This window comes from Synechococcus sp. R55.3, assembly GCF_047461975.1.
Lineage (GTDB): Bacteria > Cyanobacteriota > Cyanobacteriia > Thermostichales > Thermostichaceae > Thermostichus.
The window spans coordinates 33,812-44,700 of sequence record NZ_JANSIG010000016.1; the positions used below are offsets into that span (position 1 = coordinate 33,812).

Genomic DNA, 10,889 nt, shown 5'->3' on the forward strand with positions numbered 1-10,889 from the left:
GTCATGCCTTCGGTTGCCTCTGTTGAAAGTGCTCCGCACCGCTGCCGCAATCGGGATCCCATGCTGTCACGCCAGCTACAGGCTGCAAACCAAATTGTCCAAGAACTGGTGCTGCTCTCTTCTCAGTTATCTTCCCCATCCTCTTCGGACTCTGTAGAGATGGGGGAGCTGGAGCAGTGTGTGCTCAAGCTGGCCCAGACCTTGGTACAGCAGATGGTAAATCGCCTGGGCGCGGCCTCAGCTCGCCTTTGGATTTTCGACCCGCAGGAAGGATGTTTTCAGTCGGTGGCCCATGCCGGCCTGCTCAGCCCTGCTCACGACCAAATTCAGCGGATCTATCCTGACGACAGCCCTTTAGGACGGGTGGCCCAGGAGGGGCTGCCGCTTTTGAGCAACAATCCCGCCCAAGAAGCCTGGATGCCCGCCCCGGAGTGGGTGAAGGCCAATGGCTTGCGGGGCTTTGTTGCCTACCCGATTAACCGAGGGGAGGAGCGGCTGGGGGCTTTGGCTCTGTTGAGCCGGACACCTCTGGAAGCCAGCTTTCTGGAAGTGGTGAAGTTCCTCTGTTCCTATATCGCCAGCGCCATCATCAATGCCAAGCTGCTGGAGCGCAGCCGACGGCAGGCGGTGCGGGAGGCGCTGCTCAACCGCATCACCAGCACTGTTCACCGCTTTTTGCAGTGGGATCAAATCGTCAGCACTGCCCTGAAGGAGCTGCAGCAGGCCTTTCTCTCGAAAGGGGTGAAGGGGCTGAGCCGCTGCTGTTTTTACAGTCTCAGCCCGGATCAGCAGACGGTTCGGGTCAGCCATGAGGCCCTGAGCCCTGGGCTAACCCCCTCCCTAGGAGAGGTGTACCGGATCCAGGACTTTGGCTCGCTGTGCGAGCGCCTGCGGACGGGGCAGGTGGTGCAAATAGCCTTGCCTCTGCTGCCGGATCGAGATCTCCTGACCCCAGAGGGGTTGGCCGCTCTCCAGGCGCTGCAGGCTTGCTCGGCGGTGCTGATCCCGGTGCAGTCGGTGGGCTCGGCAGGAGTAGGGCTTTCGGAGGTTGGCGGGAAGGATGGGGGACGGCCCGGTTTGGCTGCAGAGCCAGGGGAGATGATTGGGTTGTTGGGAGTGTACGTCACCACACCCCACCTTTGGCAGCCGGAGGAGATCGAGCTGTTGCGCTCGGTGGCCTCTCAACTGGCCATTGCCCTCACCCGTTCCAGCCTGTTCGAGCATGCCCATCAGCAGACGGAACGGCTGGCTCTGTTGCACTCGATCACGGCGGCGATTCGCTCCAGCCTGGAGCCCACCACCCTCTTCCATGCGATCACCCAGCAGATCGGGGCGGCTTTTCAGGCAGATGTGTGTATCTTGGCCCTCTGGCAGCCGGAGCAGGAGCTGCTACACCCTGTTGGCCTTTATGCGCCGCAGCTTTCCCCCACCGTTCGCGTGGGCGGGACGGAGTCGTTGCTGGACACTCTGTTGCCGACAAGGGGGCCGTTGGTGGGATCCCCAGATTGCCCCTGGGTTGAGCCTGGGATCCCGCCGGACTTGCCGGAGACGATTCGAGCCAAGTTGCGCTTGGGGGCCAGTTTGCTCGCCACCTTGAGGGGGCCTGTGGTGGTGCCGGAGCCGCAGACGGCTCAGTCCTGGGCCGATCTAAAGCCTCAGAGCCAGGGGAGTGGGCTGTTGTTGGTGCCCCTATTTGCTTCTGAGCATCCGGACAGGCCCCAAGAACTGTTGGGGGGCATTGCCCTAATCCGCTACCCTGGCAGCGATTCCCTGACCCCTCGTCCTTGGCAGCCGGAGGATCTGGAGTTGGCAGAAGCCGTGGCCGAGCAGGCGGGGATCGCCCTCAAGCAAGCGCGGCTTTACGAGCAAACCCGTAGCTCTGCCCAGCGGGAAAGCCTTTTGCGCCAGATTGCCCAGCGCCTCAGCGGCACCTACAATCCCCAGGAGGTGGTGCAGATTGCCCTCGAGGGCATGGCAGAGGCTTTGCAGGTTGAGCGGTGCAGTTTTGTGGCGCCCTGCAGTGGCCATGAGCCGTTCGCAGCCTCGTCGCGACAGCCTTGCGGTTCCCCTTCCCCTGCCGTAGGCAGAGCAACAGCCCCACCAGAGGCGGGACGGAGTCCTTTGGCTCAGCAACCCTTGGCCGGCGCTCCTGCAGAACCTCTGGCCATCATCCAAGAGTATTGCCGTCAGCCGGGGATCCCTTCCCAAAGGGGACAGACGCTGCCCCCTGAGCTAAGCCAGCTCCTCTGGGTCAATTGCTACAGCCACCTGAACACGCTGCTGATTCCAGATGTCAACACCTTCCCATTGTCTGCCCACGCCCGCCGCCATCTGCTGCAAAAGGGCATCCGCTCCCTGTTGGGTGTGCCGATAGTCACCGATGCTCGCCAGGTGGCCGGGGTGCTTTGCGCCTTCATGCCGCCGTTTGAGCCGGCAGTTCGGGGAAGCAAAACCGCCGATATCGCCTCAGAAGCCGCCGGATTTTCCCCCAGAGATACGGACTTGGTGAACGCGCTGGCGGACATTGCGGCAGTAGCCTTGCAGCGGGCCTCTTTCTACGAGCAGGTTCGCCGTCAGGAGGCGACGGCAGCAGCTTTGCGGGGCCTAACCGAGGGGCGAGAGGCGGAAAGTCGTCGGTTGGCCGCCGATTTGCACGACCAAACCTTGGCAGATCTGGGAGCTTTGTCTCGCCAGATCCAAGAGCTATCCGGCGATCCGACCATTGGCCCAGCCGGACAGGCTCAGTTGCGGGCCATGAGCGCCCAACTGCGAGAGACCATGGCCGAATTGCGCGGGATCGTGGAAGATTTGCAGCCGACGGCCATGCGGGCCTTTAACCTTGGCCCCGCTCTGCGCAGTCTCCTGGAACGGGCCGCCCAACGTTCCCCCCATCCTCTCCTCACCCGTTTCGACAACCAAGCCGATGGCCTGCTCTCCCGTCTCAGCCCCACCTGCCAGAGCAACATTTTCCGCATCGTGCAGGAGGCTCTGAACAACATCGTCAAACACGCAGGGGCACGGCGCATCGATCTCATCATTCAGCCCAAGGCGCAACAGGACGCGGGTTCCTCTACCAACCCTCAGGCTCCCTACACCCACTTGGAGCTGAAGATCATCGACGATGGCTGCGGTATGCCGGAGTCCAAGAGTGGGGTGGATCCCGCCCAGCCGTCTGGCCATGGACACGGGTTGCTCAACATGCGCTACCGAGCCGAGTTGATCGGGGCAAGCATTGCTTGGCGTAATCGCCGCTTTGGCAGTGGCACAGTTGTAGAGCTGCGAGTCCCTCTGCCGCCGAGTCCCCGATCTTGCGGCTAGCCCCCCCTTTTCTGAGGTAGCAGACGCAGCATTTTCAGTCTCAACCTGTTCTATAGTCGTTTAAGCTCAAGGGTTCCCGGTTCTCTAACCTGTCTGGTGGAGGGATCCTCTCACGCCGGCAGGACGGAGTTTTTGCGCTGTCGTTAACACTGCGAGGAGAAGCATCTGTGGCCTATCGTGTGACTTTGATCCCTGGGGATGGCATCGGCCCGGAAGTGGCCAAGGCGATGACCACGGTCTTGGAGGCTACTGGGGTTCGGTTCGAATGGATCCCGGTAGAGGCAGGGGTGGAGGTGATTGAAAAATACGGCACCCCCTTGCCACCCCAGGTGTTGGAGTCCATTCGGGAAACCAAAGTGGCGATCAAAGGGCCGATTGGCACTCCCGTAGGTACTGGCTTTCGTTCGGTCAACGTGGCCATTCGCAAGGAGCTGGATCTTTTCGCCAATCTGCGCCCGGCCAAATCCATGCTCGGTGTCAAAAGCCCTTTTCAAGACATCGACCTAGTGGTGGTGCGGGAAAATACCGAAGATCTCTATGCCGGGATCGAGTTTGAACGGGGCACGCCGGAAGCCATCCAAGCGCGGGAGGAAATGATGCGCCTCTCCGGCAAACCCATCCGCGAGGGATCCGCCATCGGCATCAAGCCCATTTCGGACTTCGGCAGCCGCCGCATTGTCAAATTTGCCTTTGAGTACGCCCGCCAGAATGGCCGCAAGAAGGTGACGGCAGTTCACAAAGCCAACATCATGAAATTCACCGATGGCTTGTTTTTGCAGGTGGCACGGGAGGTGGCCCAGGAGTACCCCGACATCGAGTTTGAAGATCGCATCGTGGACAACATGTGCATGCAACTGATGCAAAAGCCGCAGCTCTACGATGTGCTGGTGCTCACCAACCTCTATGGGGACATCATTTCCGACTTGTGCGCGGGGATGATCGGCGGGCTGGGGGTGGCGCCGGGGGCCAACATCGGCGACGGCATTGCGGTTTTTGAGGCCATTCACGGCTCTGCTCCCAAGTACGCTGGCCAAAACAAAGTCAACCCCTGCGCTCTGATCCTCTCCGGGGCGATGATGCTGCGCTACCTAGGAGAGCGGGAGGCTGCCGCAAGGGTGGAGGCGGCGGTGCAGGCGGTGATCGCCGAGGGCAAGCAGGTCACCTATGACCTGGCCACAGGGGATCCTGTCGGCACTCAGGAAATGGCCAAGGCCATTGCTGCCCGCGTGCAGGAGATGGCTCCGCAGTAGGGTTTGGCGTCAAATGTTCTGATCCCAGGCTCCTCAAGGGAGGGGGGCTAGAGGACTCAATACCCCAAAACCGGATCCACCACCCCCAGCAAGGGATCCCCGGCCCGGAAGCGCCGCACATTTTCTCGCACCCGCTTAGAGAGGGCTGGGACAATCATGGCATCGGTAAGAGCAGTGTGGGGGGTAATCAGGCAGTTGGGCAAGCTCCAGAGGGGATGCCCATCCGGTAGGGGCTCGGGATCCGTGACATCCAAGGCGGCCCCGCGAATGACCCCCTGCTGCAGGGCGGCCACCAAGTCGGAGGTCACGATGTGCTTGCCTCGCGCCACATTCACCAGCCAGCACTGGGATCCCATCTGCTCCAACTCAGCTTGGGCGATGATCCCCTCAGTTTCCGGCGTGAGAGCCAAGGCCAAGATCACCACGTCTGCCTCTGCCAACACCGTTTGCCGTTCCGCGAGTGTCACCACCCGCGTGGCCCCCGGCAAGGGATCCGCCTTACGACGCACCACGTCGATGGAGCACTGAAAAGGCTGCAACAGCTTGATCAACTCTTGGGCGATGCCCCCGGCCCCGAAAATGACCACACGGCTACCCCAGAGGCTGGTACCGGAGCCCTCCTGCCAAGTTTGGGCCAAGGCGCGGATCTTCAAGTCGCGCAAGCCGGCCAAGGTCAGGGCCAAGGCATGTTCCGCCACCGGTTGAGCATAGACTCCCTTGCCACAAGTCCACACATAGGCAGGATGCAAAACCCCTGCCCGGACAAAAGGCTCTACCCCCGCCCAGGGCAACTGCACCCAGCGGATCCCTTTCCCTTCCGCCAGACAGCACTTCAGGCCGGGCACATCAAAGGCATCGGCCCAGACCAAGGCTTCTGCTTCTGCCAGGGGCACAATTTCGCCACCCCCTGCCAAAACAGCCTCTTTGAGCCAGGGGCGAAGATTGTCGGGTTCGACGGCAATGCGTTTGCCTTGGATGCCCATAGGAACCGTTGGATAAGGCTTTCCCCTTGCCAGGATACTGTCGGCAGAGCGAGAGATGGCATGCACGGGCAGCCGCAAAAACCGGTGATCGAGTGTTAAGGGATCCCAAAGGGATCCTGGGCCACTTCCATAGGATCGCTAGGGTGAAAATTAGGGCTGCTGTGTTGGCTCAATCCTTAAGTAGGTAGCATTCCCCAATGACCCTATCCGAACTGCTGATCTTGGTGACGCTGCTCTTTCCCGGGATCCTGTTGTCGCTCATTGTGATGGGAACCTTTGCCGCAGGGGGATAATCATCTCCCAATGACAATGGTGAAGCCCTAAAGACGTGAAGACATGTCCAAAACCAAGCTGAGCGCCTGGGTCATGGGCTGGGGGTTAGCCTGCACTGCTGCTCTCTTTTTGCCCAGCGTGGCTGCTCAAGCTCAGGTGACCCTCGGTGTGCAGCCGGTGCGGGTGGTGCAAGGGATCCCTTTGTACCAGAAGGAGGTTTGGGTTGGAGACAATCGGATCCCCGTTTCTATCGTGGTCATTTCTCTCGCAGCGGGCCAACTGCGGCCTATCTGGGCTGCACCTGCGGGGCTGGTGGGTCTGGGGGAGCTGTCTTCCTTTGGCCCCGAACAGGGAGCAGTAGCCGCCATTAACGGTGGGTTTTTCAACCGCAACACCCGTCAGCCGCTGGGGGCAATTCGTCGGGATGGCCGTTGGATCTCCAGCCCCATTTTGGGTCGTGGGGTCATCGCCTGGTCGGATGGGACGGCAGGGCAAGAAGGGGGATCCGTGCGCTTTGCCCGTTTGCGGATGCAAGCAGAGCTGCGCAATGCCATTGGGGATCAAATCCCAGTGGTGGGCATCAATACAGGCTATATCCTGCCCGGCATCTCCCAGTTCACCCCCGACTGGGGATCCACCTACACCACCCAAACGGACGACGAAATGCTCGTGATGGTGCGGGAGGATCGGGTGCAAGAGATTCTGATGGCTGGCCTGGCCGGCAGTTTAACGGTACAGATTCCCAGTGAGGGGTATGTATTGGCAGGGCGGGGGCTAGAAGGTGCCCTAGAAGCCCGCAAGCTGGTTCCTGGGGATCGCCTCAGCTTTTATCTGCGCTTGGATCCGCCTGAGCTGGAAGCCTATCCTCACCTCTTGGGCGCAGGGCCGCTCTTGCTCTTGGATGGACAGGTGGTTTTGGATGCCCGATTGGAGGGATTTCAGCCTCTCTTTCGCCGGCAGCGAGCCGCCCGCAGTGCCATCGGCCAACTGGACAGCGGACATTTGCTGCTGGTTACCGCCGGCAATGCCCAGGAAAATCAAGGGCTCACCCTGCTGGAGATGGCACAGTTGATGCAGCAATTGGGCTGTCGCCATGCCCTGAACTTGGATGGGGGCAATGCTTCCACCTTGGTGCTGGGGGGAGAAGCCGTCAATTTGGAACACCGACACCCAGAAGCCAGCCCACCCAACAGTGAGACGGATCCCAGTCCCTCCCGGCGGCGCACACCCCGAGTTCACAATGGCTTGGGATTTTTCCCAAGTCCAAGTCGGTAGCAGAGAACAAAGGCAGCCTTTCGTACTGGCAGGAAGTGTCTTTTTGATCCAGGGATCGAGGGTGGGATCCCTGGACTTCCCGGCTGCTTGGATGAGGGATCAGGTATTCTCCAGGATTGGATCTACCTTGCTAGGAGAAGACTTCTCAAGAAGGAAAGGACTCGGCTCTGGATCCCGGCAATCTCGGCACCCAAAGCTCCGGAGCTTGTGCAGGTCAATCTTAAATGGGATCCAAACTGAATGCCCAATGCTCATTTCTCAGAGTAGAAATAGAGGTTAAATTAAATGGAAATATCGGCTCCGAGATCGGTAAGAAAAATAATTAAAGAGTCAATCTCTCGAAGAAAACGGCCTCAGAATCTAAAATGTACACAATCCCTTGTGTTTCTCGCTGAATCGGATGCGATTCTCAAAAATATTGTCAATAAATCATTTTTTGACGAAGATAATTGACGAATTTGCATTTTGTTAATTTCGAGTCTGGAAATTAAGTATTTGGAGTTGTGGTCGCAATTCTTTCCACTGCGAATGTTCGGCAATGTGTGGATCTATCCAACTCCCGACAGAGTGGAGCTCCTGTCGGGCAAGGCTTCTGGGGTGGGCTAAGTCTCGCTGCTCTCGGTGGATAGGCTGCCGGTGCTGGCATTCCCGTTTGTGAGAGTCAACCTTATTTGGAAGAAATTATCTTTTCCTCGAATTTTTATAGAGCACCTCTATACTCAAGTAAGGTAGCCCTGCACACAAGCTTTTGTGCTGGGCCTGAAATTTTATTAAGATCCTCTGTCAAAGCTTTTCTTTTCAGGTATTGCCTCTCGTGCCGAAAAGCTAGGATGGGCAAGGATTGTATTTTCTATCACTCTATTTAGGATGATTTGTATGCTGGCCGGAAGCAGAACCGACTCGTTGACGGATACGCACAGGTGGTGTTTCATGGAATCCATAGCCGACGCTCTCCACCACTTGTAGGCCCTATAACCTAGGGCCGTGTCCACTAGCCTGCTCTTGAGATTAGAACGTGGTTTGCACTGCCTCCCCAAATCCTATGCCCTCCCCCAAGGATGCCTTTCCTGTGGCCCGCGTCAAACAGCCTACTGCTCAAGCCAGCTCTGCTGCCGGCGACCGCTTCCTTCAGCGGGATGGAGCCCTCTCCGCCCAGTTGGTTCCCCAGGGATCCCTGCAGCTTTACACCCACCCCAGCCGGGGCATGTTTACGCCCGTCATGGCTCAGGCGATGCGCTTGGCAGGCCAGGGAACGCGGGTGCTGATCGTGCAATTTCTCAAGGGTGGGATCAATCAGGGGCCCGAAAATCGTCTCTCCCTGGGCAGATCCTTGGAGTGGGTTCGTTGTCGCCTGCACCGCTGCATCGATACACCTCACCTAGAGCCTGAGGAGCGGGTGGCATTGGATGAGCTGTGGCAATTTACCCAGGAGGCTGTCAGGAGTGGCCGCTATGACTTGGTGGTGTTGGATGAGCTGAGCTTGGCTGTGAAGTTGGGCCTGATCCCAGAAGCGGAAGTGCTGAGCTTAATCGACCAACGCCCCATCTCCATGGACATGGTGATCACCGGGCCGGAGATGCCAGATTCGTTTCTGGAGCGGGCCGACTTGATCACGCAGTTGCGCCTACGTGGCATCCCAGGCCCAGGGCTCCGCACTGCCGATGGGAATGTTGCCTGTTCTCTGGATCCCCCTCAATTCAACGGCACAAGTGCTATGCCTACGGCACCCTATGTTGCTCCGCACTGCTGACAGAAGCTGACAGAAACAGTACATATGGTAACTGTTGCTTTTCCCCCCACTCCCTAGGGAACCGGCTGCATCCATGTTAAAAAACGACCGCTGGATCTGTGAGCAAGCGCGGCGAGGGATGATCGAGCCGTTCTGCCCTGAGCTGGTGCGCGCTGTTGAATCTCGGCCCGTTTTGAGTTACGGGCTGTCTTCCTACGGCTACGACATCCGCCTGTCGCCGGTGGAGTTCAAGATCTTTCGCCATGTGCCCGGCACGGTGGTGGATCCCAAGCGGTTTAACCCCAAGAATCTGGAAGCGGTGGAGCTGCACCACGACGAGATGGGGGATTACTTTATCATCCCGGCCCATTCCTATGGGTTGGGGGTGTCCTTGGAACGGCTGCAAGTCCCGGATAACATTACCGTGATCTGCATTGGCAAATCTTCCTATGCCAGGGTGGGTCTGATTGCCAACCTGACGCCGGCTGAAGCGGGATGGCGGGGCTATCTCACTCTGGAGTTTTCCAACGCCTCCAGCGCCGACTGCCGTGTGTACGCTAACGAAGGGGTGGTACAGCTTCTGTTTCTGGAAGGGGATCCCTGCCAAGTGACCTACGCCGACCGCGCCGGCAAGTATCAGGATCAGCCGCAGCAGGTGGTGGTGGCCAAGGTTTAGCTGCTTCCCTCAAAAGGGAGAGGGTTGGCGGGATCCGGTTGGCTATGCTGGATCCACGTAGAACCCCATCTTGATTCATCTCCATGCCTGACTCTTTTTCGCCTGCTGCCGCTCCCCCCGGTGAGGCTGAGCCTTTGGGCGATAGGGAGTCCAATCCCGATCTGCTTACAGCTTCCTACGATTACACTCTCCCTCCAGACCAGATTGCGCAAACGCCGGTGGAGCCCAGGGATCAGGCGCGGATGCTGGTGGTGCACCCGGATAGGCACGAGCATCGCCGCTTCTGCCATCTGCCCGACTACCTGCAGGAAGGGGATCTGCTGGTTCTCAACGATACCAAGGTGATCCCGGCCCGCCTGTTCGGGGCTAAGGAACCCTCTGGGGCGCGGGTCGAAGTGTTGCTGCTGGAGCCTTGCCTGGAAGGGATCCCTGCCGCCGCCCAACCTCTGCCGGATCAGGCGTGGAGCTGGCGGGTTTTGGTCAGGCCGGGCAAACGGGTGAAGGTGGGGGATCGGATTGGTTTTTGGAGCAAGCAGGGATCCCCCTCTGGGCTGAGGGCCACCGTTCTGGCTTTGGATCTGGAAACCGGCGGGCGAGTGGTGCAGTTTGAGTGGGAAGGGGCGCAACCTTTTGAGGAAATCCTGGAACAGGTGGGCCGGATCCCGCTTCCTCCCTACATCAAGGCTTCCGGATCCCCGGGCTCAGGACAAGTTCGCCCTGAAGACTACCAAACCCTCTGGGCCAAACACCCCGGCTCGGTGGCTGCTCCCACGGCAGGGCTGCACTTTACCCAGGAGCTGCTGGAGCGGCTGGCCCAAAAAGGGATCCAAACGGCCTACATCACCCTGAACATCGGCCTGGGTACCTTCCGACCGGTGGAAGCGGAGCGGGTAACCGAGCATCGTCTCCACAGCGAGTGGCTCAAGGTGCCGGCAGAAACGGTGGCAGCCATCCAAAAAGCCCAAGCCCGAGGGGGGCGGGTGATCGCGGTGGGAACGACTGTGGTGCGCTCTTTGGAAACCGCGGCAGCCTCTGGCACCTTGCAGCCTTGGCAGGGGAAAAGCGATCTATTCATCTACCCCGGCTACTCCTGGCGGGTGATTCAAGGACTGGTCACCAATTTTCACCTGCCCCGCTCCAGCCTGATGATGCTGGTGGCTGCGCTGATCGGGCGGCAAAGGCTGCTGGATCTCTACCGAGAGGCCATCGAGCAGGGATATCGCTTCTATTCCTTTGGGGATGGCATGCTCATCTTGCCCTAGGGCTGGGGCTGACCTGATACATTTACGCTGAACACTGCTGAACATTACTGTTCAACTATGCAGCGATAGCATTCTGTTTGTTTCCAAACAGAATGGCGGTATCCCGCAAAGCTTTGAGTAGAA

At 59.2% G+C, this 10,889-nt stretch carries 7 protein-coding genes; 6 read left to right on the forward strand and 1 reads right to left on the reverse strand.

The features are described from left to right. Positions 1–60 precede the first annotated feature (60 nt). Both NW849_RS04315 and NW849_RS04320 read left to right on the forward strand, forming a co-directional pair. On the forward strand, positions 61–3,318 hold the full coding sequence (locus NW849_RS04315) for a GAF domain-containing sensor histidine kinase (protein WP_414356108.1): 3,258 nt from the start codon (positions 61–63) through the stop codon (positions 3,316–3,318). A 167-nt stretch (positions 3,319–3,485) separates the two neighbouring features. Further along, positions 3,486–4,568, forward strand: coding sequence for an isocitrate/isopropylmalate dehydrogenase family protein (locus tag NW849_RS04320; protein ID WP_414344678.1), 1,083 nt, complete (start codon positions 3,486–3,488; stop codon positions 4,566–4,568). A gap of 56 nt (positions 4,569–4,624) precedes the next feature. Here NW849_RS04320 and NW849_RS04325 read toward each other — a convergent pair whose 3' ends face one another. Beyond that, entirely contained in the window at positions 4,625–5,551 is a 927-nt protein-coding gene (locus NW849_RS04325; RefSeq protein WP_414356110.1) for a D-isomer specific 2-hydroxyacid dehydrogenase family protein, read from the reverse strand. A 336-nt stretch (positions 5,552–5,887) separates the two neighbouring features. Here NW849_RS04325 and NW849_RS04330 point away from each other — a divergent pair, with 336 nt between their 5' ends. The 4 genes from NW849_RS04330 to queA all read left to right on the forward strand — a co-directional run bounded on the left by NW849_RS04330 (position 5,888) and on the right by queA (position 10,766). Further along, positions 5,888–7,099, forward strand: a complete 1,212-nt coding sequence (locus NW849_RS04330) for a phosphodiester glycosidase family protein (RefSeq protein ID WP_414356111.1) — start codon at positions 5,888–5,890, stop codon at positions 7,097–7,099. A 1,042-nt stretch (positions 7,100–8,141) separates the two neighbouring features. Further along, positions 8,142–8,849 (forward strand): cob(I)yrinic acid a,c-diamide adenosyltransferase, encoded by a 708-nt coding sequence (locus NW849_RS04335; protein ID WP_414356112.1) that lies wholly within the window; start codon positions 8,142–8,144, stop codon positions 8,847–8,849. A gap of 73 nt (positions 8,850–8,922) precedes the next feature. Continuing rightward, complete coding sequence (gene dcd / locus NW849_RS04340; protein ID WP_011433274.1) at positions 8,923–9,504, forward strand: dCTP deaminase; 582 nt, start codon at positions 8,923–8,925, stop codon at positions 9,502–9,504. A gap of 83 nt (positions 9,505–9,587) precedes the next feature. Beyond that, the gene (gene queA / locus NW849_RS04345) at positions 9,588–10,766 is read left to right on the forward strand and encodes a tRNA preQ1(34) S-adenosylmethionine ribosyltransferase-isomerase QueA (protein ID WP_414356113.1); all 1,179 of its coding nucleotides are present in this window, start codon (positions 9,588–9,590) and stop codon (positions 10,764–10,766) included. The last annotated feature ends 123 nt before the right edge of the window (positions 10,767–10,889 follow it).

Bases quoted from the DNA above. Each gene is read 5' to 3' on its own strand.
- NW849_RS04315 (WP_414356108.1), top strand. From the start codon at position 61: ATGCTGTCACGCCAGCTACAGGCTGCAAACCAAATTGTCCAAGAACTG.
- NW849_RS04325 (WP_414356110.1), bottom strand. From the start codon at position 5,551: ATGGGCATCCAAGGCAAACGCATTGCCGTCGAACCCGACAATCTTCGC.
- NW849_RS04330 (WP_414356111.1), top strand. From the start codon at position 5,888: ATGTCCAAAACCAAGCTGAGCGCCTGGGTCATGGGCTGGGGGTTAGCC.
- NW849_RS04335 (WP_414356112.1), top strand. From the start codon at position 8,142: ATGCCCTCCCCCAAGGATGCCTTTCCTGTGGCCCGCGTCAAACAGCCT.
- dcd (WP_011433274.1), top strand. From the start codon at position 8,923: ATGTTAAAAAACGACCGCTGGATCTGTGAGCAAGCGCGGCGAGGGATG.
- queA (WP_414356113.1), top strand. From the start codon at position 9,588: ATGCCTGACTCTTTTTCGCCTGCTGCCGCTCCCCCCGGTGAGGCTGAG.